21 protein-coding genes and 1 riboswitch are annotated in these 22,214 nt (G+C 40.7%); of the genes, 8 read left to right on the forward strand and 13 right to left on the reverse strand.

The window, feature by feature from the left end; all coding sequences use genetic code 11:
• The 3 genes from I5515_RS15965 to I5515_RS15975 are packed head-to-tail and all read right to left on the reverse strand — an operon-like array spanning window position 1 to window position 3,660.
• The gene (locus tag I5515_RS15965; RefSeq protein WP_199968509.1) at window positions 1–1,422 is read right to left on the reverse strand and encodes a sigma-54-dependent transcriptional regulator; all 1,422 of its coding nucleotides are present in this window, start codon (window positions 1,420–1,422) and stop codon (window positions 1–3) included.
• Between the two features lie 23 nt (window positions 1,423–1,445).
• Complete coding sequence (locus I5515_RS15970; RefSeq protein WP_199968518.1) at window positions 1,446–3,014, reverse strand: sensor histidine kinase; 1,569 nt, start codon at window positions 3,012–3,014, stop codon at window positions 1,446–1,448.
• A 10-nt stretch (window positions 3,015–3,024) separates the two neighbouring features.
• Window positions 3,025–3,660: a response regulator gene (locus I5515_RS15975; protein WP_003654436.1), complete on the reverse strand. Its 636-nt coding sequence runs from the start codon at window positions 3,658–3,660 to the stop codon at window positions 3,025–3,027.
• A gap of 212 nt (window positions 3,661–3,872) precedes the next feature.
• Here I5515_RS15975 and pbpG point away from each other — a divergent pair, with 212 nt between their 5' ends.
• On the forward strand, window positions 3,873–4,919 hold the full coding sequence (gene pbpG, locus I5515_RS15980; protein WP_199968526.1) for a D-alanyl-D-alanine endopeptidase PBP7/8: 1,047 nt from the start codon (window positions 3,873–3,875) through the stop codon (window positions 4,917–4,919).
• Window positions 4,920–5,027: 108 nt separating this feature from the next.
• On the opposite strand, the gene thrC is transcribed toward pbpG, so the two are convergent.
• The 4 genes from thrC to xerD all read right to left on the reverse strand — a co-directional run bounded on the left by thrC (window position 5,028) and on the right by xerD (window position 9,646).
• A complete protein-coding gene (gene thrC / locus I5515_RS15985; protein WP_199968528.1) occupies window positions 5,028–6,167 on the reverse strand; it encodes a threonine synthase in 1,140 nt (379 codons plus the stop codon).
• A 54-nt stretch (window positions 6,168–6,221) separates the two neighbouring features.
• Window positions 6,222–7,523, reverse strand: a complete 1,302-nt coding sequence (locus I5515_RS15990; protein ID WP_151826347.1) for a homoserine dehydrogenase — start codon at window positions 7,521–7,523, stop codon at window positions 6,222–6,224.
• A 243-nt stretch (window positions 7,524–7,766) separates the two neighbouring features.
• The gene (locus I5515_RS15995; protein WP_199968530.1) at window positions 7,767–8,579 is read right to left on the reverse strand and encodes a DsbC family protein; all 813 of its coding nucleotides are present in this window, start codon (window positions 8,577–8,579) and stop codon (window positions 7,767–7,769) included.
• Window positions 8,580–8,725: 146 nt separating this feature from the next.
• Window positions 8,726–9,646 (reverse strand): site-specific tyrosine recombinase XerD, encoded by a 921-nt coding sequence (gene xerD / locus I5515_RS16000; RefSeq protein WP_199968532.1) that lies wholly within the window; start codon window positions 9,644–9,646, stop codon window positions 8,726–8,728.
• A 143-nt stretch (window positions 9,647–9,789) separates the two neighbouring features.
• On the opposite strand from xerD, the gene I5515_RS16005 reads away from it, so the two are divergent.
• The 5 genes from I5515_RS16005 (at window position 9,790) to ftsW (ending at window position 14,906) form a co-directional block, all read left to right on the forward strand.
• A complete protein-coding gene (locus tag I5515_RS16005; protein ID WP_199968534.1) occupies window positions 9,790–10,053 on the forward strand; it encodes a FeoA family protein in 264 nt (87 codons plus the stop codon).
• Window positions 10,050–11,906: a ferrous iron transporter B gene (feoB, locus tag I5515_RS16010; RefSeq protein ID WP_199968536.1), complete on the forward strand. Its 1,857-nt coding sequence runs from the start codon at window positions 10,050–10,052 to the stop codon at window positions 11,904–11,906. The genes I5515_RS16005 and feoB overlap by 4 nt, the downstream gene beginning before the upstream one ends.
• A gap of 20 nt (window positions 11,907–11,926) precedes the next feature.
• A complete protein-coding gene (locus I5515_RS16015) occupies window positions 11,927–12,178 on the forward strand; it encodes a DUF6587 family protein (protein WP_199968537.1) in 252 nt (83 codons plus the stop codon).
• Window positions 12,179–12,338: 160 nt separating this feature from the next.
• On the forward strand, window positions 12,339–13,685 hold the full coding sequence (murD, locus tag I5515_RS16020) for a UDP-N-acetylmuramoyl-L-alanine--D-glutamate ligase (RefSeq protein WP_199968539.1): 1,347 nt from the start codon (window positions 12,339–12,341) through the stop codon (window positions 13,683–13,685).
• Between the two features lie 24 nt (window positions 13,686–13,709).
• The gene (gene ftsW / locus I5515_RS16025; RefSeq protein ID WP_199968542.1) at window positions 13,710–14,906 is read left to right on the forward strand and encodes a putative lipid II flippase FtsW; all 1,197 of its coding nucleotides are present in this window, start codon (window positions 13,710–13,712) and stop codon (window positions 14,904–14,906) included.
• Between the two features lie 49 nt (window positions 14,907–14,955).
• Here the strand turns inward: ftsW and gluQRS are convergent, their stop codons facing one another.
• From gluQRS to I5515_RS16055, 6 genes are all read right to left on the reverse strand, one after another.
• Window positions 14,956–15,939 (reverse strand): tRNA glutamyl-Q(34) synthetase GluQRS, encoded by a 984-nt coding sequence (gene gluQRS / locus I5515_RS16030; protein ID WP_199968544.1) that lies wholly within the window; start codon window positions 15,937–15,939, stop codon window positions 14,956–14,958.
• A 2-nt stretch (window positions 15,940–15,941) separates the two neighbouring features.
• Entirely contained in the window at window positions 15,942–16,478 is a 537-nt protein-coding gene (gene dksA, locus I5515_RS16035; protein ID WP_004640678.1) for an RNA polymerase-binding protein DksA, read from the reverse strand.
• A 210-nt stretch (window positions 16,479–16,688) separates the two neighbouring features.
• On the reverse strand, window positions 16,689–17,501 hold the full coding sequence (gene cpdA / locus I5515_RS16040) for a 3',5'-cyclic-AMP phosphodiesterase (RefSeq protein ID WP_199968546.1): 813 nt from the start codon (window positions 17,499–17,501) through the stop codon (window positions 16,689–16,691).
• A complete protein-coding gene (locus I5515_RS16045; protein ID WP_199968547.1) occupies window positions 17,498–18,130 on the reverse strand; it encodes an NUDIX domain-containing protein in 633 nt (210 codons plus the stop codon). The genes cpdA and I5515_RS16045 overlap by 4 nt, the downstream gene beginning before the upstream one ends.
• Window positions 18,131–18,205: 75 nt before the next feature.
• Window positions 18,206–20,083, reverse strand: a complete 1,878-nt coding sequence (gene thiC, locus I5515_RS16050) for a phosphomethylpyrimidine synthase ThiC (RefSeq protein WP_199968548.1) — start codon at window positions 20,081–20,083, stop codon at window positions 18,206–18,208.
• Window positions 20,084–20,172: 89 nt separating this feature from the next.
• Window positions 20,173–20,307, reverse strand: a riboswitch (TPP riboswitch).
• 34 nt (window positions 20,308–20,341) lie between these two features.
• Entirely contained in the window at window positions 20,342–20,563 is a 222-nt protein-coding gene (locus tag I5515_RS16055; protein WP_199968598.1) for a hypothetical protein, read from the reverse strand.
• A 108-nt stretch (window positions 20,564–20,671) separates the two neighbouring features.
• Here I5515_RS16055 and I5515_RS16060 point away from each other — a divergent pair, with 108 nt between their 5' ends.
• On the forward strand, window positions 20,672–21,253 hold the full coding sequence (locus tag I5515_RS16060; protein ID WP_199968549.1) for a TetR/AcrR family transcriptional regulator: 582 nt from the start codon (window positions 20,672–20,674) through the stop codon (window positions 21,251–21,253).
• Window positions 21,246–22,151 (forward strand): DMT family transporter, encoded by a 906-nt coding sequence (locus I5515_RS16065; protein WP_199968551.1) that lies wholly within the window; start codon window positions 21,246–21,248, stop codon window positions 22,149–22,151. The genes I5515_RS16060 and I5515_RS16065 overlap by 8 nt, the downstream gene beginning before the upstream one ends.
• Window positions 22,152–22,214 lie beyond the last annotated feature (63 nt).

The following is a 22,214-nucleotide window of genomic DNA, read 5'->3' on the forward strand; positions in this document are numbered from 1 at the left end:
TTACAGTTCCTCTCCCAATTCAGTATCTAAGCCAAACTTTTTCAGTCGATAGCGTAAAGAACGGAAGGTCATTCCTAGCTTTTTAGCTGCTAAGGTCCGGTTCCAATGTGTCATGTTCAAGGCATTCAGCAGAATATCTTTTTCAATATTTTCTAAGTAACGTTCCAAGCCTTCCATTGGTAGTTTTGGCCGAGTTTGAGCAATCGCTGTTGATGCTGGATTCACTTGTTTAGTTGCAAGTTGCGAGTTAACGCTACTGCCTCTGAGAAGGGGCATATTCAGGTGTGATAAATCAATGCATTCATCATCACTTAAGGTAATAGCCCGTTCAATCATATTTCTTAATTCGCGGACATTACCCGGAAAATCTTGCTGCAATAGATAAGTTTCAGCAGTCGTAGTTAGTTGTTTGCTTGGAATTTTCCATTCCATACAAACCTTTTGAATAAAATGATGGGCTAATAACAAAATATCTCCACCACGATCACGCAGTGGCGGCAACATGATATCCATAACATGAATACGGAAAAATAAGTCCTGACGGAATTTGCCTTGTCGAACCAATAAATCTAAGTCTTGATGGCTGGCGCTAATCACCCGAAAATCGACATCGATTTCCTGATCGGAACCTACAGGGCGAATTTTTTTCTCTTGCACTGCCCGAAGCAATTTAACCTGCATATTTAACGGCAATTCAGCAATTTCATCTAAAAATAAACTGCCGCCATGTGCAGATAAAATAAGCCCTTGTTTGTCTTGATTTGCTCCCGTAAAGCTCCCTTTTTTATGTCCAAAAAGTTCACTTTCCATGAGCTCGGTTGGAATTGCTCCGCAGTTAATCGCAATAAAGGGACCTTCGCTGCGATTACTTAAACGGTGAATAAGATTAGCAACAACTTCTTTACCTGTACCGGATTCTCCCGTAACAAACACTGGGGCTTGGGAGCGGGCTATTTTTTTAATAGCAGCACGTAAGTTCTGTATTGGTGGAGAGCGTCCAATTAATAGGTCATTCTCTAGCGTTGTTTCAGCGAACTCATGCTCTGATTTTGGCTGATTTAGCGCTTTTTTTAATAACTGATCTAAATGAATTTGGTTAATCGGTTTGCTTACAAAATCAAAAGCTCCCGCCTTTAACGCTGCAATTGCAATATCCATATTGCCATACGCAGTTAAAACCGCAATCGGTGTGTGAGTATAAGTTTGAGAAACGTGTTTAACCAATTCTAAACCGCTACCGTCGGGTAGGTTTAAATCGGTTAAGCATGCGTCATAATGAAACTGAGTAAAGAGTTGTTTGGCCTGTTCAACCCGATAAGCAAGATGTGTTTTAATTCCCATTCGTGCAAGAGTCATTTGCATTAAAAGGCACAAATCTTCTTCATCGTCTACAAGCAAAACGAGTGGTTGCTGTTCTGCCATTTCCCCAAAAACCTAATAAAAAATCAATATATTATTGGGCATTCTATTCGGAAGCATGCCCCTTGTTTTTGCTCTACATAAGTGAGCTTTGCATGGTTTGCCTCACAAAAACTATGAGACAAATATAATCCTAAACCAGTTCCATTAATTTCGGTACTAAAAAATGGTTTAAATAATTGAGATATATCACGTTTTGAAACACCTTCGCCGTAATCGATCACATCAATATAGATTTTATTTGTTTGTGAATGAATGTTGATCAGAATATGGGGTGAGTCGGGCGCATTATGTCGTAAAGCATTTCTAACAAGGTTAATCAGCACTTGTCTGAGCTGTTTCTCATCAAATAATAATTTTAAGAATGAATCAGAAATTTTAAGCTTTATTGAATATTTAACATCAGATAGATCTTCGTCTAATAACGTCTTTATGAAGTCGTTTAATTCAATCTGGATTGGGTGAGTTCTTTCGCTACTGGCAAGTCCTAAGGTGTCTTGAACAATACTATCGATGCGTTTTGTTTGCTTACCAATCATATGGCGTAAAGTATTTTGTTGTTCTAAATCACTATCTTTAAGTAACTCATTTGCTTGTACAATTGCTGCTAGAGGGTTACGGATTTCATGTGCAATACTGGCTGAAAGTTGCCCTAAAGCAGCAAGTTTGAGTTGTTGAGCTTGCTGATTAATGTGTTGTGCATCTTGTAAAATGAGCAGCGTCAATGCTTGTTGCGGCACTAAAAGATGCTGCACTTTAATATTAATAGAGTAGGCTGAAAGCCGAGACTCAAAAATAAATCGATCGCCTTCTTGTAGATTATCAAACTTAAGAATTTCAAATAAATCGGGGTGCCATTTAGCTAAAGGATATTTTTCACTGGCAAATTGTGGCGGAATACCCAGCAAAGAGCAGGCAGCCGGATTACTTAGAACAATGTCATAGTTTTCATCTAGAACCAGATAGCCTTCTTCAATTTGTTCCAAAATATAGCGGTTAATATTTTGTAGTTGATAGAGCTCTATTGATTGGTGGAATGTAAGCGCCTCAAGTAATTTAAAGCGCTGAACCGCAATTTGCCCGATCCCATGTACCACAAAAAATAAGAAGGCTAAAAGGGCACTATTACCAATTGTATTGAGATTATTGTAGTCAAATAAACTACCGACAAAACGTTGGTAAATAACGGCAATGACTGCAAGTAATGTAATGAGCAAAGACATTCTTGCGCTGAGTAAAATTGCCGAGGTGAATATAGCAATGACATACAGCAAGCTGAGTTGCAAATTTGGTTCACCTACAGAAAATGTAAGTAAACTCAGACAGATAATATCAACTACAAAAAATAAAATAAGCTGCCGTGTTGCCTGAGTTGCAACGAACTTAAAACATATAAGCTGAAGAAGACTTAATATGGAATAGCCAAGCAGAGTGTAAGAATATAAAGCGGGTTGTTGTAGACTGTTGTCGATTTGAGCATCGGTTAAAACCAAAATAATATTGAGGCTAACCGCAATAATAAGACGATATAAACCATACCACGTGCCCAAACGAAAAATCGTATTGGACAACGAAGAGTTTAAGGGATATTGCATATAAGTTTGATTACGGCTTGATCAGACCATAACGGATCGCAAGATGAGTTAGTTTAACGTCACTATCGATGGCTAGTTTTTCAAAAATACGGTAGCGGTAAGTATTTACCGTTTTGACACTTACAAAAAGTTTATCCGCAATTTCTTGAGCGCTAATACAATTTACAACCATCATTGCAACTTGCATTTCTCGTTCTGATAGGGCGTCAAAAGGTGATTGTTGTGTGTCCGACAGATAAGAACTCGCCAACTGCTCGGCAATATCAGCACTGAAGTATTTGCCGCCTTGCATAACTTTGTTGATTGCCCGAACCATTTCTGTAATTGGAGCACCTTTAGTGATATAGCCTTTAGCTCCTGCTTTAAGCAGAAGAGAAGGGTAAGGTTCCTCTGATAAACCACTTACAGCAATAACTTTTGTATCTGGTGCGGTTTGTAGTAAACGGCGTGTTGTTTCTACGCCCCCGATGCCTGGCATGTTGACATCAAGTAGCACAACTTGAGGATGTTTCTGACGAACAATAGCAATTGCTTCTTCACCCGATTCGGCTTGTCCAATGACCTCTACATCGGCATGATCTTCTAACATACGGCAAATGCCTGTACGTACAAGTTCATGGTCATCCACAACTAAAACTGTAATCAAGAAGACCTCCTTTCTTTCAAAAAACAAGTTTTTTGTTACATAAAGCAAAATTAGCTTGCAATGGAATGACAAAATTAGCAATCCTATTCTTATATAGTGAGCGAATAGTTGTGCACAATTGTGTCGGTAAAAGCGTTATACCTTATACCTCAAATGTAAGGCATAATTATAGTAAGCGCAAATGTGTATCACCCTGAGTCGAGTATTGTGCCGTGAAAAATTCTAAAAAGTCTTTAATACATGTGCTAAGCATGTCTATTTTGCTTAGTTTGAGTTCAACAAGCTTTGCAGAACTCGTCAATAACCCGTCCTCAGGGAGTAGTGGTACTGCAAGCTTAAATTGGTCTTCAGCTGATGCTAGCCAATTTTTGAATGAGGAAGATGATGAACCAACTCCGCAAGGTTCAACATCTGTAACCACAACATTGCGTGGTGGTAATGCACCGAAAGTTATAGCATCAGCTCCTAAGTTTGCTCCAATTCGTGATACGAATGGTTACAATGCTCAGCCGAGTGTAAGTGCTCGAGCTGCATTGGTAATGGATGCGCAAACTGGTGAAGTGCTGTTTAGTAAAAACACCAATGCTTCTGTGCCAATTGCATCTATTACCAAGTTGATGACAGCAGTGGTAACGGCAGATGCTCGTTTAAACATGTCTGAAGAAATTATGCTTGAGCAAATTGATTTTGCAGGTGCAAACGGTAAAAATTCAAGTTCAACACTGCGTGTTGGCGACAAGATGAACCGTGCAGAAGTATTATTGTTTGCTTTAATGAAGTCCGAAAATCCGGCAGCAGCGGCTTTAGCGCGTACTTATCCGGGTGGTCGTCCTGCATTCGTAGCTGCGATGAATGCCAAAGCACGTTCTTTGGGTATGAGTGCAACTCATTATTACGAATCAACTGGTTTAGACCCACGTAATGTATCTTCTGCACGTGACTTAGGAATTTTGGCGAGTACAGCATCTCAATATGGTTTAATTCGTCAATTTTCAACAACACCAACCTATGATTTCAACTTAGGTTATCGTGTACTCAAATCGAACAACACCAATGCTTTAGTTCGTAATGGTGGTTGGAATATTAACTTGTCTAAGACTGGTTATATTAATGAAGCAGGTCGCTGTGTTGTTATGCATACCACTGTAAACTCACGTCCAGCCGTGATTGTATTACTTGGTGAGCCAAGTACGCAGGCACGTAATAATGATGCAACTAACCTATTGGGTTGGTTAAGTAATTTACCAAAACGTATTTAATTTAAATATTCTAAAAACGCTTCTATCAAGAAGCGTTTTTTTTATGACTGTTAAAAAGGCATAAAAAAACGGCTGTGTTGAACAGCCGTTTTTATGAAAACTCAGATTTTACATATTAGATAAAATCGAATCTTTTACTTGGCTCATTGTCGCATCAATTGACAACATAACTGCATCAGCACATTGTTTAATTGCAGTATCTGGGTCTTTCAAGCCATTACCAGTTACTGTACATACAATGACCGAACCTTCAGCAATTTTACCTGCTTTAATGTCACGGATTGCGCCGCCAATAGAAGCAGCAGATGCTGGCTCAACAAATACACCTTCATACATAGAAAGTAAGCGCTGAGCTTCTAAAATTTCGTTGTCTTGAAGTTCATCAAACCAACCTTTAGAGTCGCGTACTACTGCTTTAGCATGGTTCCAGCTTTGTGGGTTACCAATACGGATTGCAGTTGCAACTGTTTCTGGGTTTTCAACTGGAGCGCCACGTAAGAATGGAGCTGCGCCAGAAGCCTGATAACCTACCATCGTTGGTAAACCTTCAGGTTTTGGACCAGTAAACTGATCTGTCGCTGCATCATAAATTACTTGTTCAAACTGATCAGCAGGTTGATTTGCTACTGCTTCAGTGTAACCCATCCAGTGAGCTGTGATGTTACCCGCGTTACCTACAGGTAAGCAGTGATAATCAGGTGCACGGCCTAAAGCTTCAACGATTTCATAAGCAATGGTTTTTTGACCTTGCAAACGGTAAGGGTTGATTGAGTTTACAATCGTTACAGGTGCTTGATCAGCAACTTCTTTTACAAGACGCATACCATCATCGAAGTTACCACGAATTTGCATAGTGATCGCACCATACATCATCGCTTGCGCCATTTTACCCATTGCAATTTTGCCTTCTGGAATCAAAACAAATGCTTTGATACCTGCGCGTGCAGCATAGGCAGCAGCAGCAGCAGAAGTGTTACCAGTAGATGCACAGATAATCGCTTTAGAACCTTCTTCAACCGCTTTGGTTACAGCCATGGTCATACCACGGTCTTTAAATGAACCAGTTGGGTTTAAACCCTCATATTTCACATAAATTTCAACATCTTTGCCAATAATACGTGGAATATTCTCTAGTTTAATGAGTGGGGTGTTGCCTTCACCCAAAGAGATAGCACGAGTAGTTGCCGAAACTGGCAAACGGTCACGATAACGATCTACAAGACCAGTATAACGATTGGCATTAGACATGATGGTGTTCCAATTAGAGGTGAAGCGGGAGAGGGAATCTTTCCCTCAACCTGATTAACTATCGAGCGATTCTAAACGAATTCTTACGATTTCGCCACGAATTGCAGGTAATGCTTGGATTTGTGCAAGAGCCTCATCCATTTTAGATTCAACGATTGGATCGGTCAGAATCACGATTGGAATAAGATCTTTTAAACGAGATTGTTGCATGATGGCATCAATACTAATTCCAGCGCGGCTTAAGATAGTAGTAACATCTGCAAGTACGCCAGTTTGGTCTTCAGCATTTAAGCGGATGTAATAACCTGTGGTCATTTCTTCACGGCTTAAAATTGGCACATTTGTTAATGCTTCAAAAGCCAACTGAGGAATCGTCCCAGCACCATCTTCGGTATAAGAGATGTCACGAACAATATCAATCACATCGGCAACAACAGCAGAAGCTGTTGGGCCAGCACCAGCACCAGCACCATAATAAAGTGTAGGGCCTACAGCATGTGCTTGAACTAAAACAGCATTTTTAACGCCGTTTACATTTGCAATAAGCTGCTCATCTGGAATGAGTGTTGGATGAACACGTAGTTCAATACCCTTTTCAGCGCGGCGTGCAATGCCGAGGTGTTTAATGCGGAAACCAAGCTCTTCGGCATATTTCACATCTTGTGCGGTAATTTTACTAATACCTTCGGTATAGACCTTATCGAACTGAAGAGGAATACCAAATGCACAAGACGCTAAAATTGTAAGTTTGTGCGCAGCATCAATACCTTCAACGTCAAACGTTGGATCTGCTTCTGCATAACCAAGTTCTTGAGCTTCTTTTAATACATCATCAAATGCACGACCTTTTTCACGCATTTCAGTCAGAATAAAGTTGCCTGTACCATTAATGATGCCTGCCAACCATTCAATATGGTTTGCAGCAAGGCCTTCGCGGATGACTTTAATAATTGGAATGCCGCCAGCAACTGCTGCTTCATAGGCAATTTGTACAGCATTATCTTCAGCTGCTTTAAATAATTCATTGCCATGTTCAGCGAGCAAAGCTTTGTTTGCAGTCACGACTTGTTTGCCGTGTTTGATCGCTTCCATGATAACTTCGTAAGCAGGGTGTATCCCGCCCATCACTTCAACAACCATATCAACATCTGGTTGACGAACGATATCCAGTAAATCTGCGCTTTGTTTAATCCCTTCCAATTCGAGATCTGGACGAGGACGGCGTGTTCCAACGTGGGTAATTTGAATTTCTCGACCGGTGCGACGTTTAATTTCAGCGGCATTTTCTTGTAGTAGTTTAAGGGCTCCTCCACCTACGGTTCCTAGACCGAGTATTGCCAGGCGAACTGGTTTCACGTCACACTCCATTCATCATTTAATCATTTAGTTGAAGCTAGATCATAGCTAAAAAAAACGCCAGACTCTAGCGCTTTTAGTGCCTGTTCAATCAATTAGAGTGCGATGTTTGGAAAAGAAGAGTAGATCAGTCTTTAAACACAGGTAGGTAAAGTATTATTTATTGAAAAAACAAAGCGCTGCAATGAGAGCAGCGCTTTTCTTAAGAGATAGATGATTAATCATTCATCAACTTTAAGTCGATTATTTATCCAGACGTTTAATTAATTCATCCGGTGTTAGGTATCCACCCAAGTACTCGCCATCAACATTATAAATTGCTGGTGTTCCGTTTACACCCATGTTTAAGCCAAGTTGATATTGCTCTCGAACAGGGTTTTTACATTGAGCAGGTGGAATGTTGACACCTTGTACTGCTTGGCTAAAGGCAGCTTTACGATCTGCGCTACACCATACAGCTTCCATGGTCGGCATAAATTGTTCACCGCGTGGCCAAGCGATATAACGAACCTCAATGCCCTTTTCATTAATTTCGGGTATGTGTTCATGTAGCTTATGGCAATAAGGACAACTTGCATCGGTAAACACATAGATCACGTGTTTAGCCTTACCTTTTGCAGGGTAGACAATAAGATCTTCATTTTTTAAAGCGGCAAGATGCTTTTTATTTTCTGAGGCTTGAAGGTTATCTCCAATATTATGAAGCTCTTTGCCTCCTAATCGGATTACATCGCCCTGAATTAAATATTTTCCATCACTGGTCGTATAAACCGAAGTCATACCTTCGAGATTTACCCAATATAAATTAGGAACTTCAGTCGGTTTGATATCTAAAATTTTAGCGTTGATATTTGCGTTCTTAAATTGTTTCTGCAAAGTTTCGATCAAACGTTGCTTGGCATTACGTTCGATAATGGTTGAAGCTTCCCCTGTAGCTGGTGCAGTCGCTGTGAGCGAATCTTCTTTTTGTGGTTTGTTTTCTTTAGAGCAAGCACTGAACAAAAGGCTAGATGCCAGCGTGCAGGCAAGAAAAATTTGAGAGCGGGTAAAAGACATAGATAACCCTTATTTCATCAGTATTTATAGTCAGAAGTTGCTAAGCATAACAAAAAATCTAATGTGTATTGTTAAAACTTTCTTAACCTTTGTGAACGAAATCAAACGATTGATATGAAGTGCTTGCATGGAGCTTTAAAGCTTTCTCATCCTCTAGGGTGATGTTTTTCATGTAATTGTTGCATTCGTACTTGTGCAACATGCGTATAGATTTGGGTTGTAGATAAGTCGCTATGTCCGAGCAACATTTGCACTACACGTAAATCAGCACCATGATTGAGCAGATGTGTTGCGAATGCATGACGTAATGTGTGAGGGGAGAGTTCGGCTTGAATATTTGCTTGTAGTGCATAGCGTTTAATGGCATACCAAAAGTTTTGTCGACTCATAATCCCACCATGTTGGGTCAAAAAGAGATAGTCAGTCGAGCTTTTGTAGAGTTGAGGCCGAGCATTATTTAAATAACGTTCTACCCACTCACAGGCCACTTGTCCTAGCGGTATCAAACGCTCTTTATTGCCTTTACCTGTAACACGTAAATAGCCTTGTTTTAAATTGATGAGCTCCAGTCGCAAGTTAAGTAGCTCTGAAACACGTAAACCACATGCATAAAGTACTTCAAACATTGCCCGGTCACGTAAACCAAGTGCTGTATTGATATCTGGTGCCTGAATCAGTGATTCTACATCTTCTTCAGATAGATCTTTGGGTAATGCTCGTCCAATTTTTGGAGAGTGGTGGGTCGCAACCGGATTGTCACTACGTAATTTCTGTTCACGTAAAAATTTGTAAAACTGACGTAGGGCAGATAAGAAGCGGGCAATTGAGCGTGGGCTTTTTCCTGCTTTTGTCAGTTCAATAAGAACATCAGCGATATCGTCGCTTGACCAGTATGGAAGAGCATTCTTTTTATGAAGTTCACTGCATTGAATGAGGTCGGATAAATATGCATTACGTGTATGTGGACTAACTGTTTGTGCCACTAGATAGTCGCGAAAACCTTGTAAAAAGCTCAAATATTCAGGAATTTGAACAGGGCTTGGAATACGTGGTTTCTTATTTAACATACACTACATCCTCTAAACACCTGTACTGTAAAAGAAATTTTAAGATTTGTCGATTAAACTGAATAAGAAGTGAAATTTAACCTTATTTGGTAATTATTCTCATTTATATGTATACTAGAAAAAAAGGTTTAGGATCGGATGCGGTGCGTTTATCAGCTTTAAAAGTGAAGCAAGCGGCGACCATCACCAATGTGAATCGGATATCGATAGAGTCCGAGCAGCAAGATTTGGTCGCAATTCGTTTGGAAAGTCTGGGCTTTGTGCCAGGCACACGAGTGGAAGTGATTACCAAGGGTATTTTTGGTGGTGATCCGATCTTGATCCAAATTGGCTTTACTCGTTTCGCTTTACGTAAAGCAGAAGCGGAAAAAATCGAAATTCAAGTAGAAAAAGGAGTACCCGCATGAGTGATGCGTTACGTATTGCCCTTGTGGGAAACCCGAACTGTGGTAAAACCTCTCTTTTTAACCATTTAACTGGAACTCGACAAAAAGTTGCAAACTATGCGGGCGTAACTGTTGAGCGTAAAGTAGGTCATTTTCAGTTACCTTCAGGACGGGCAGTACGTGTACTCGATTTACCGGGTACATATAGTCTCAATGCAACAAGCCCAGATGAAGAAATTACCCGTGACGTTTGCTTGGGTAAGATTGCAGAAGAAGGGCAGCAAGATGCTTTTTTATGTATTGTCGATGCGACTAACTTAAAATTACATTTAGGGCTAGTGCTCGAAATGATCGAACTAGGCCGTCCGATTTTACTTGTACTGAATATGATGGATGAAGCACGTCGTCGTGGCATCCAAATTAATACTCAAAAGCTGTCTCAACGTTTGGGTGTACCAGTCGTTGAAACAGTTGCTGTCCGTAATGCGGGTATTGAAAATTTATTACATGCTCTTGATCAAGGAAAGTACAGTGTGCCACACACTGAACTGAGTGGTTTGACTGGAACTCATCATCAAAAAATCGATATGGTTTTTAAGGATGTTGTTCATTATGTCGACCAGGGAGATAAGCGTACTGATTTTCTAGATCGAATTTTCTTACATCCTGTGTTGGGCTTACTTAGTTTGGCCGTGTTGATGTTTATTGTCTTTCAGGCGGTCTTTGCTTGGGCAGAACCTTTTAAAGCAGCGATTGAAGATGGTGTAATCCCGTGGTTAGGTGAATGGTTAAATGGAGTCATCCATCAACCTGTGTTACGAAGTTTAGTAGTAGATGGAGTTCTAGCGGGCGCAGGCACAGTATTAGCATTCTTGCCACAAATTTTGATTCTCTTCTTCTTTATTTTAGTTCTGGAAGAGTCAGGTTATTTACCGCGTGCAGCATTCTTGCTTGATAAATTAATGTTTAAGGCAGGCTTGAGTGGTCGTTCTTTCATTCCATTATTATCGAGCTTTGCTTGCGCAATTCCCGGCATTATGGCAACCCGAAGTATTAGTGACCCACGTGACCGTTTTACTACGATCATGGTTGCACCGCTGATGACATGTTCGGCTCGTTTGCCAGTCTATGCTTTATTAATCGGTGCATTTATTCCAAGCCAAAGTGTTTTTGGCATCTTTAATTTACAGGGCTTGGTGTTGTTTGGTCTCTATATGGCAGGGATTTTAAGTGCACTCTGTGTCGCCTTTGTGATGAAGTTTTTACGTAAAGACAAGTCACAACATGCCTTATTGATGGAATTGCCAAGTTACCGTTTTCCAGATCCAAAAAGTATAGCTATTGGCTTGATGGAGCGTGCAAAGATTTTCTTGCATCGTGTCGGTGGGATTATTGTTGCATTGACCATTATTCTTTGGTTTTTGTGCACATTCCCTCAAGCACCTGAAGGGGCAATTCAACCGGCTATTGATTATAGCTTTGCCGGTATGGCAGGGCACTTTATTCAGCCTTTATTTGCTCCAATTGGTTTTAACTGGCAAATCTGTATTGCTTTAATTCCAGCAATGGCAGCGCGTGAAGTCGTAGTCGCAGCATTAGGTACAGTTTATGCCTTGTCTGCAACGAGTGATGATGCTGTGGCTCAAGGTTTGTCGCATCTGATTAGTGCAGATGGCACAGGCTGGTCTTTGGCAACAGGATTGTCGCTTTTAGTGTGGTTCATTTATGCGCCACATTGTTTGGCCACATTGGCAACGGTACGACGTGAAACAGGTTCATGGAAACATGTTGCTGTCATGACTGCATATCTGTTCGGCTTGGCTTATTTGGCATCGTTTGTTACCTATCAAATTGCTTCCCACTATTGGGGTTAAGGCAAGAAAGGAGGTTGTACATGGTTCAATATCTGATTATTGCGGTTTTAGTGAGTTGGAGTGCTGTTGTTGTTTTTAAGAAAGTATTTCCAAAAACAGCAAATTCAGCCTTTTCTACACTATCTACATTTTGTGAAAAGCAGGGTTGGGCAACCTTGGCAAAATGGCTTAAGCCAAAAATGACCTTTGGCTGTGCTGGTGGCTGTGGTTGTTCAAGCGAAGATAAACCTATGAATACAGTTCAAGAAATTAAGCCGATTAAATGGCAGTAAATCTAGTATTTCTTGTTTCGTCTAAAAAGCCATCATATTGATGGCTTTTTTACGCACTGACACAAAAAAAGATGAATAAAGTTCAAACTGAAAAAGCATTCAAAACAGCAAAGTGCTAACATTTTTGCCATTCTGTCGATTGATAAATTGTGGGGCAAAAATGTTAATACAACGTGGTGGATTGAAAGTTGTCGCAGGCTTAGGAATATCAGGTGTTTCTGCTGTTAATTTCCTGCATGAACAAGGCTACCAAGTTGCAGTAACGGACTCTCGTCCAACCCCTCCTGGTCATGACCAGATTCCAGCTGGCGTTAAAACCAGTTTTGGTCAGCTTGACCAAGAATTATTATTACAAGCAGAAGAAATTATTTTAAGCCCAGGCCTTGCACCGCAATTACCAGAAATTCAGGCAGCTATTGCTCAAGGGATTTCAGTGGTAGGCGACATCCAATTATTACGCCGTGCGACCGAAGTGCCTATTGTGGCTATTACAGGTTCTAATGCAAAAAGTACAGTAACGACTTTAATTGGTTTAATGGCTAAAGATGCGGGAAAAAAAGTTGCTGTGGGTGGAAACCTTGGACGCCCAGCTCTAGATTTATTAAAAGATCAACCAGAGTTGCTTGTACTTGAGCTATCAAGTTTTCAGTTAGAAACTACATCACATTTAAATGCTGAGGTTGCTGTGGTCCTTAACATGAGTGAAGATCATTTAGATCGTCACGGCGATATGTGGGGTTATCACCAAGCAAAACACCGTATTTTCCAAGGTGTTAAAAAAGTTATATTTAACCGTGACGATGCTTTAAGTCGCCCGCTTGTTCCAGATACAACACCAATGCAAAGCTTTGGGCTAAATGCTCCAGACTTAAATCAATATGGTGTTTTAAGAGATGGGGATGGTACGCTTTGGCTTGCACGTGGTTTGCAGCGTTTAATTAAAAGCTCGGATTTATATATTCAAGGCATGCACAACGTAGCAAATGCTTTAGCTTGTTTGGCATTAGGTGAAGCAATTGGCTTACCTATGGAATCTATGCTTGAAACGTTAAAACAGTTTAAAGGATTAGAGCACCGGTGTGAGTATGTGAGAACCGTACATGATGTACGTTATTACAATGACTCTAAAGGGACCAATGTTGGTGCTACACTTGCAGCAATTGATGGTTTAGGTGCTGCGATTGAGGTTAAAAAAGGTAAAGTTGCCTTGATTTTAGGTGGAAAGGGTAAAGGTCAAGATTTTGGTCCATTACGTTCTTCTATCGAAAAATATGCCAAAGTTGTGGTATTGATTGGTGAGGATGCTCCAGTCATTGAACAAGCAATTCAGGGCGCAACCAAAATTTTGCTTGCAGCAACGCTCAAAGAAGCTGTAGAGCTGTGTCAACGTGAAACACAAGCTGAAGATGTAGTGTTGTTATCACCAGCCTGTGCAAGTTTTGATATGTTTAAAAGTTATAATGACCGTGGTCAGCAGTTTGTTGCCTGTGTCAATTCGTTGGTTTAAAGAAAACATGATTAGGAATGTAGTATGGCAGGCTTAGCTCAGACCACAATCCAGAAAATCAATCATTGGTATGAACGGATATTGCCTAAATGGCCAGCGGAAGTGACGCCACGTAATGTCCTGATTTTCTGTGTCGTTGCATTATTATGTATCGGTTCGGTGATGGTTGCATCTGCTTCGATGCCCTATGCTGAATATATGCATGAAAACCCGTTTCACTATGTGATTCGTCATGGTATTTCGATTGTCGCTGCGGCTGTGGTGGCTTATTTGACCTATCGTATATCACTCAATACGTGGTTTAAAAATACTTTCCCGCTGTGGCTGTTAACCATGGTTCTATTGCTTGCTGCTTTGGTGGTAGGTTCAGAAGTCAACGGTTCTACACGTTGGATTAAGATCGGTGGCTTTACCTTGCAGCCAACCGAGGTTGCCAAAGTCATGATGGCAATCTTTACCGCAGATTACGTTGTGCGCCGTGCCAAAGAGGTTCGTACTCACTGGAAAGGCTTATTGCGTTTAAGTGGGGTTATGGCAATTACAGTCGGTTTGATTATTGCTGAGCCTGACTTGGGTGCTACGATTGTAATCGTGATGATGATGGTCGGGGTATTCTTTTTAGCTGGTGCGCCGCCAACACAGTTCTTAATCATGCTTGGTGCGATTGTAACGGGTATTATCTTTTTAGTTTTGTTTGAGCCTTACCGTTTCCAGCGTTTGATTTCGTTTACTGATCCATGGGCAGATCCATTAGGGGTTGGTTATCAGTTATCAAATGCATTAATGGCCTTTGGTCGTGGTGAGTGGTTTGGTACAGGCTTAGGACACAGTGTGCAAAAGTTGTCTTATTTACCTGAAGCGCATACCGACTTTATGTTGGCCGTGTTAGGCGAAGAATTTGGTTTCTTTGGTATTACTATTGTCATTGGTCTGTCTTTCTTAATGTTGGCATGCTGTATCAAAATTGGTCATCGTGCGTTGAAACATCATTACCTTCGTGCAGGTTATTTGGCTTACGGTATTAGTATTATTTTCTTGCTCCAGATTTTGGTAAATGCGGGCATGAATATGGGTTTAATGCCGACAAAAGGTTTGACCCTGCCATTTATTAGTTATGGTGGTACATCGTTAATGATGTGTGCAGCCATGATTAGCTTGATCTTAAAGATTGATGCCTCAACCCAAGAAGTAAACCCAGAACGGGAAGAATCAAACTTCTAGTTAAGTATTTAGGCATGAGAAAACCCGATTTGATATCGGGTTTTTTTATTTATAGATATGTTCCGCTGAGCTCTTGCCCGTGAGGAATTAAATCTATATTCCACTGGGCTACTGCTTGCTTGAGCATAACTTTAGGCTGATCTAACTCAACGTTAGGTTGTCCCAGTGCTTGTATGGCTTGTTGCAGCAATTGAGGCGCTTTAGATAAATCGAGTGCTTGAGCAAGGTTTTGCTTAGAGAGCTTTTGTCCGTGATCATTCATGGCGAGAGGGAGGTGCATATAGCTCAGTTTAGGGTAACCTAGTAGTTCACCAAGCCAAATCTGACGTTCAGTGTTATCTAATAGGTCTGAGCCTCGAACAACGTGGGTAATGCCTTGCAGATAGTCATCAACGACTACAGCAAGTTGATAGTTAATAATCCCGTCACGGCGTTTAAGAACAAAGTCTCCAAGATCGTGTTGCAGATTAGAGCAATGAATTCCTTGTAGTCGGTCATCAAAACAGATCTGCTGATCTTGAACTTTTACCCGAATCGCTTGGCCTTGAAAATCAAGATTTAGATTGCGGCAAGTCCCTGCATAGATTGCATTAGAACCCAGCATTTTGCGTGTACATTGACAAGCATAGATAAGACCCTCTTTTTTAAGTTGGTCTAATACGCTTTCATAAATGTCTAAACGGTTTTTTTGAAAGATGATTTCTGCATCAGGTTCGAACTGGAAGGCTTCCAGTGATCTGAGAATATGCTCTTCGCTGCCCGGATAAATACGAGGGATATCTGTGTCTTCGACACGAACGAGCCATTTGCCTTGATGGGCTTTTGCATCACAATAACTGGCAACGGCAGTAATGAGTGATCCAAAATGCAAAGGGCCGGTTGGCGATGGCGCAAACCGACCTGAGTATGAGCAGCGATTAAGCGGAACGTTGTTCCGCCGCTGCGCAAGAGAAAAGCTATGCTTTTCTGGCAGGCGATGTAACTGCTGCGCAAGAGTCGAGCTGTGCTCGACTAGAGGATTATCAACAGTCACAATTAACCGTTATTTTGCTTCTCTTTGATTTCTGCCAAAGTTTTGCAATCAATACATAGAGTTGCTGTTGGGCGTGCTTCTAAACGGCGTAAGCCAATTTCGATACCACACGTTTCACAGAAACCATAGTCTTCATTTTTAATTGCTTCCATGGACTGTTCGATTTTACGAATTAACTTACGTTCACGGTCACGTGTACGCAATTCAATTGCAAACTCTTCTTCCTGGGTGGCACGGTCATTCACATCGGGCAATGCAGTTGATTCGTCTTGCATCGTATTCAACGTACGATCAACTTCAGACATCAATTCAGCTTTCCATGCTTGCAGAATTTGTCGGAAATGCTCGAGCTGTCCTTCAGACATGTACTCTTCATTTTTCTTAGGTTGATAAGGTGCAATACCAAATAAACTTGCAGTTGTGCCTATGTCAGAAGTTTTAGGTTTCACTTTACGTGCACGTTTTGCAGAAGCTTTTTCACCTTCCACTACAACTTCTGTATGTTCATCCAAAACTTGGTTGTGGTTGTCATTCGCCATAATAGGGCATTCCTCATCATACACGTATTATCTATACGCAAAAAATATGGTGATATGCAAGTGTTTTTATAGAAAACCATCGATGGATTTTCCCATCGGGTCGTCATCATATAGATTTTTCCTGCAAGATGATAGTCATTCCGCCTCGTAAATAATTTCAAAACGTGTTTACCCTAGTCATAATTGCATATAAGCATATAAAAATTAGGGCTAATAGCCTGAAATATCAATATTTATAAGGCCGTGAAAATTTTCAAGACGGAACACTTCTGTTTCAAAACTACCATCGTTTTTTAGACGAATGTAACGGTAGCCGGGAGCATTTTGGTCTAGGGCAAACTCATTACTGAACGGTTTGAACTGAACACTTGTCGATGGTGTCGAGAAAAATTCGATCCCTTGCCAAGTGTTTAGTGAGTCTTGGTGAACATGCCCGCAGACTAAAGCTTTTACATTTTTAAATGGAGCTAATGTTGTAAGCAACGCATTAGAATTTTGTAACTTGTGATGATCAATCCATTTAGATTTCATTGCAAAAGGATGATGATGACAAGCCAGCAGAACAGGGTTATCTGCATATTCTTCGAGTAATGCCGCTAAATTTTTTAGTTGTTCTGGTGACAGATGTCCATCAATCTGACCTTTTACTGCACTATTTAATAAAATAACGCGCCAGTTTCCTAAGCAAATGACCACAGGTTCCTGATGGTTTTCTTTATGCAATGGAAAATGGTCAACGTTATCATGATTACCCAGTGTCTGAAAAAAAGGCAGGCCTAACGTTTGCATATATTGAATATAACGTTTGTATGTAATAGGCGTCGGTGCTTGAGCCAGATCACCAGTATGGATAATGGCATCAGTTTCAGGATGTTTTTTCAGGATCTGTTGAATAATGGCATGAAAACTTTCTTCAGGATTCATACCCACAAATTCTAAGTGTGGATACTCCAATAGGTGGGTATCGGTAATTTGTATAATGACATGGTCTTTTTGTGAATGTGTTGAGACTTGAAAAGTCACCGTCCTACCTCGTCGGATTTTATTATCGTTGTGATGTGTTGAGATAGCCATTGTAACGCCATAATGACAGGGGCATTTCTCAAACGTCCTTGACTTAATAATGTTGATATTTCGCTGTAGTTAAACAGGTGTAAAAGAATATTTTCACCTTCATCAGGCATGCCAAAAACTCCACCTTCTGTTGGTAGATCTGTTTCGGCAACATATAAGTGAAATATTTCTGAGCACGCCCCTGCAGACGGATAAAAGCTGAATAGATGTTGTACATGATTAATGGTACATCCGGACTCTTCAAGCGTTTCACGGCGAATACAGCTCTCTGGAGTCTCATCTCCATCTAATACACCTGCAATGATTTCCAATTGCCATGGTGAATAGTCATTAATTGCACCAACCCGAAATTGTTCAATCAGTGCAAATTGTTGTCTTTGATCGTTGTAGAGTAGAACACCAGCTGCTTCAGGGCGATGAACACGCTCACGCTGCAATACATGAGTATATTCAAACTGATTAAATAGACGATGTCGAAGGCTGACTTTTTCAACTTGAATAAAACCACGGAATAGAGATTCGCGTGATGTTACTTCGACATCTTTAGATGTATAACTTGGACGTTCAACAATACTCATGATTCGATCAGGACGAAATCTATTTATTTCATCCTAACCGAGAATCATGGCTAGGCAAGTGTTTTTTTTGAATATTTACACTTTATGATACAGTTTTTGACCTTGTTCTTGATAAACCTCTTTCATCGCTTTGAGGCCTTCTTCAACCTCTAAATTACTATTAGTGAGGTTGTTGGCATAGTCACGAACATTCTGGGTGATTTTCATCGAACAGAACTTTGGTCCACACATTGAGCAAAAGTGTGCAGATTTGTGAGCCTCTTTCGGTAAGGTTTCGTCATGCATGCTACGCGCTGTGTCAGGGTCCAGACTTAAGTTGAACTGATCGTCCCAGCGGAATTCAAAACGTGCTTTTGACAAGGCATTGTCGCGAACTTGCGCACCTGGATGTCCTTTCGCAAGATCAGCAGCATGGGCCGCAAGCTTGTAGGTAATAATCCCGTCTTTAACATCTTTTTTGTTTGGTAGACCCAAGTGTTCTTTTGGTGTCACATAACAAAGCATTGCTGTGCCATACCAACCAATCATGGCTGCACCAATTGCAGATGTAATGTGGTCATACCCTGGAGCGATATCTGTCGTTAAAGGCCCAAGCGTATAAAATGGAGCTTCTTTACACACTTCTAGCTGAAGGTCCATGTTTTCTTTAATCATGTGCATTGGTACATGACCTGGGCCTTCAATCATGACTTGAACATCATGTTCCCATGCACGGTGAGTAAGTTCACCGAGTGTTTTAAGTTCGCTGAACTGTGCTTCATCATTCGCATCTTGAATACAACCTGGACGTAAGCCATCACCTAAGCTAAACGAAACATCGTAAGCTTTCATGATTTCACAGATTTCATCGAAATGAGTGTATAGGAAGTTTTCTTCATGATGCGCTAGACACCACTGTGCCATGATTGAACCACCACGAGACACAATACCCGTTAAACGGTTTGCTGTAAGAGGTACATAGCGAAGCAATACGCCTGCGTGAATTGTGAAGTAGTCAACGCCTTGTTCAGCTTGTTCAATAAGGGTGTCTTTAAAGATTTCCCAAGTCAGGTCTTCTGCAACACCATCAACTTTTTCAAGTGCTTGATAAATTGGTACAGTACCGATTGGAACAGGTGAGTTACGAATAATCCATTCACGAGTTTCATGAATATTTTTACCCGTCGACAAGTCCATAATGGTGTCAGCACCCCAACGGGTTGCCCATGTCATTTTCGCAACTTCTTCGTCAATTGAAGAGCCGAGCGCAGAGTTACCAATGTTGGCATTAATTTTAACCAAGAAGTTACGGCCAATAATCATTGGCTCAAGTTCTGGGTGGTTAATGTTTGCAGGAATAATTGCACGGCCTTCAGCAACTTCTTGGCGAACAAATTCAGGTGTAATTTCTTTTAAGTTTTTTGCACCAAAGTTCTGTCCAGGATGCTGACGCATATCAACACCATCACGCTGGCGCTGATTTTCACGAATTGCAATATATTCCATCTCAGGTGTGATAATACCTTTTCTGGCATAGTGCATTTGAGAGACATTTTTGCCAGCTTTAGCGCGGCGCGGGTTTTGAATATGGGCAAAGCGAATATCTGCTGTACGGATATCTTTTAAACGTTCTTGGCCAAATGCAGAAGTTAACCCAGAAAGCACGTCAGTATCGTTACGTTCTTCAATCCAGTTTTTGCGAACTGAAGGTAAACCTTTGTCTAAATCAATTTGAATATTGGGGTCGGTATAAACACCTGAAGTGTCATAGACCATGACAGGGGGATTATGTTCACCGCCAAGACCAGTTGGGGTATCTGTTAAAGAAATTTCTCGCATTGGAACCTGAATGTCAGGGCGAGAGCCTTCAATATAAACTTTTTTAGAAGCGGGTAAGATGCGGGTTAAATCTTTTGCATCTTGTTCATGTTGAGCTGAAATTTCAGCAGAAGAGAGATTCGTTAACTGGTTCATTACATGATCCTTATGAATAACATCAACGAATCAAGCACGACCAAAAACGATGGCGGATTTATCTTTGTGAGATAAATTTAAGGCTTTAAGTTTTCAGATGGCTTGATTCCTACGCAGGTCTTAACCTGATCAGGTTCAACGGTACTCATGTTCAAACTTGTGTTGCGATAACACGGAATTTACACAATCTCAGCGAGCTATTACTCGCGCTCCGTCAAGCGATTTACAGACTAACATGTTTTAGGTTGGGTGGCATTGTCAATTTGTATCTATACAAACCGCATCCATATGGCAGTCACGATAGACTTCAGTGTTCCATGGTGAATCCAATTTTAATACCTGCTCAAGTTGTTCATGAGTCATCTGATAATTTGATTTTTTATCGCCATTCTTATCAGTTAAAACTATTTTAAATTGCTTATTACATCCAGCTAAAAGTAGGGCGCTATACATACTCATCATTAGAACTTTTTTCATCATTGTATTTTTATCAAAGTGAATATTGCTCAAATTATAAAGTTTAAAAAGATTGCATCATTGTTAGAAATCTTTATTATTAGGTAGGTCGGTCTACTTAACGGTAAAGCTATGAATGATAAAACAGCAAGACAGAAAATTCTCGATGCTGCTGCAACTTTGTTTTATAACGATGGCATTACTGCAACTGGAATTAACTCTGTTACGGCTAAAGCAGATGTTGCTAAAATGTCGCTTTATAATAATTTTTCTTCAAAAAGCGAGCTTGTCGATGCCTACATTGCTGCGCGTCATCAAGAATGGCTCGATCTCTATCAAAAGCGTTTAGAAAAAATAAAATCAGCTAAAGAAGCTATTTTGGCCGTATTTGATGCCTATCAAGACCATGCGGAATTTGCCTATGAAAAAGGCTTTCGAGGTTGTGGGTTATTGAATGCTGCGGCTGAGTTTCCGGCAAATAGTGCAGGTCGAAGTGCTGTAAGACAGCATAAAGAAGAAGTCGAGGCCATTGTTGCTCAACATTTAAGAAAATTAATACCAGACTCCCAACGCGTTAGTTATATGGCTACGCAGCTTTCCTTTCTTTTAGAAGGCTCTATGGCAAGAGCTGGTTTGGAGGGTAATAGTCGTCAACTCTTATTAGCAAAGCAAATGGCAGAAGATCTTTTAAATAGAGAATGCCCGCATGATTAGCCTCATTAAAAATAGTAGTTATGGGGGCACAATTGCGATTTTAGTTGCCTCGGTTTTATGGGGAACAACGGGTACTGCGGCGGCATTTGCACCAACACTTGGACCATTGGCAATTGGTGCGGTGGCTATGGGGGGCGGTGGTCTTTTACAAGCCTTGGTTGCATCGCGGGCGATACGGGAAAACCGACAATTTATAAGGAAAAATCTTTCAATACTGCTTCTGGGTATTGTGGCGGTTGGTATTTATCCTTTGGCTTTTTATTCCTCGATGCATTATGCAGGAATTACGATTGGCACTGTGGTTTCAATTGGTTCTGCTCCGCTGATTGCAGCTATTTTAGAGCGGTTCTTTGATCGTAAGTCTTTGTCAGCTATCTGGTTTCTAAGTTTCATTTGCGGGGTTATTGGCGTAAGTATGTTATCCATGGGTGAAAGTCATGCGATACAAGAAAGCACAAATGAATGGAATAAAATATTTGGTATCTTTTTAGGGCTTATCGCTGCTACAACCTACTCACTTTACTCCTGGGTGGCGAAAAGATTAATAGACAGAGGTGTCGCGGCTAAAGCTTCAATGGGCATGATTATGGGCGGTGGGGCAGTTATCTTGCTTCCAACCTTATTGGTTACAGGTGGAGGATTGTTGCAAAGTTCAACCAATTTACTGGTGGCTGGTTATATGATGCTGATTCCTATGTTTTTGGGTTACTTACTTTTCGGTTTCGGTCTAAAAACAGTAAATGCCAGCAAAGCAACGACCTTAACTTTATTTGAACCTTTAGTCGCTGCAATTTTTGCCATTGTGTTAGTAGGGGAGCATGTTTCATGGTTGGGTTGGATAGGGATGTTTTTGATTTTTATTTGTATTTTAATATTGTCAAAAACTAAGAACGCTTAAAAAACTAAAACTTTTAATGGCTTGAGTTTGATTAGAATTTTTCTTAGTCTTAAAGCCAAGTTT

Origin of the sequence: Acinetobacter calcoaceticus (assembly GCF_016508255.1) — a bacterium.
GTDB classification, from domain to species: Bacteria; Pseudomonadota; Gammaproteobacteria; order Pseudomonadales; family Moraxellaceae; genus Acinetobacter; species Acinetobacter calcoaceticus_E.

What these genes read in the sequence shown, in the direction of transcription:
- murD (WP_199968539.1), top strand. Translation starts at nt 12,339, where the DNA reads ATGTTAATACAACGTGGTGGATTGAAAGTTGTCGCAGGCTTAGGAATA.
- thiC (WP_199968548.1), bottom strand. Translation starts at nt 20,083, where the DNA reads ATGAACCAGTTAACGAATCTCTCTTCTGCTGAAATTTCAGCTCAACAT.
- I5515_RS15970 (WP_199968518.1), bottom strand. Translation starts at nt 3,014, where the DNA reads ATGCAATATCCCTTAAACTCTTCGTTGTCCAATACGATTTTTCGTTTG.
- I5515_RS15995 (WP_199968530.1), bottom strand. Translation starts at nt 8,579, where the DNA reads ATGTCTTTTACCCGCTCTCAAATTTTTCTTGCCTGCACGCTGGCATCT.
- I5515_RS16055 (WP_199968598.1), bottom strand. Translation starts at nt 20,563, where the DNA reads ATGATGAAAAAAGTTCTAATGATGAGTATGTATAGCGCCCTACTTTTA.
- xerD (WP_199968532.1), bottom strand. Translation starts at nt 9,646, where the DNA reads ATGTTAAATAAGAAACCACGTATTCCAAGCCCTGTTCAAATTCCTGAA.
- I5515_RS16045 (WP_199968547.1), bottom strand. Translation starts at nt 18,130, where the DNA reads ATGAGTATTGTTGAACGTCCAAGTTATACATCTAAAGATGTCGAAGTA.
- I5515_RS16060 (WP_199968549.1), top strand. Translation starts at nt 20,672, where the DNA reads ATGAATGATAAAACAGCAAGACAGAAAATTCTCGATGCTGCTGCAACT.
- thrC (WP_199968528.1), bottom strand. Translation starts at nt 6,167, where the DNA reads ATGTCTAATGCCAATCGTTATACTGGTCTTGTAGATCGTTATCGTGAC.
- ftsW (WP_199968542.1), top strand. Translation starts at nt 13,710, where the DNA reads ATGGCAGGCTTAGCTCAGACCACAATCCAGAAAATCAATCATTGGTAT.
- I5515_RS16015 (WP_199968537.1), top strand. Translation starts at nt 11,927, where the DNA reads ATGGTTCAATATCTGATTATTGCGGTTTTAGTGAGTTGGAGTGCTGTT.
- I5515_RS15965 (WP_199968509.1), bottom strand. Translation starts at nt 1,422, where the DNA reads ATGGCAGAACAGCAACCACTCGTTTTGCTTGTAGACGATGAAGAAGAT.
- dksA (WP_004640678.1), bottom strand. Translation starts at nt 16,478, where the DNA reads ATGGCGAATGACAACCACAACCAAGTTTTGGATGAACATACAGAAGTT.
- I5515_RS16065 (WP_199968551.1), top strand. Translation starts at nt 21,246, where the DNA reads ATGATTAGCCTCATTAAAAATAGTAGTTATGGGGGCACAATTGCGATT.
- feoB (WP_199968536.1), top strand. Translation starts at nt 10,050, where the DNA reads ATGAGTGATGCGTTACGTATTGCCCTTGTGGGAAACCCGAACTGTGGT.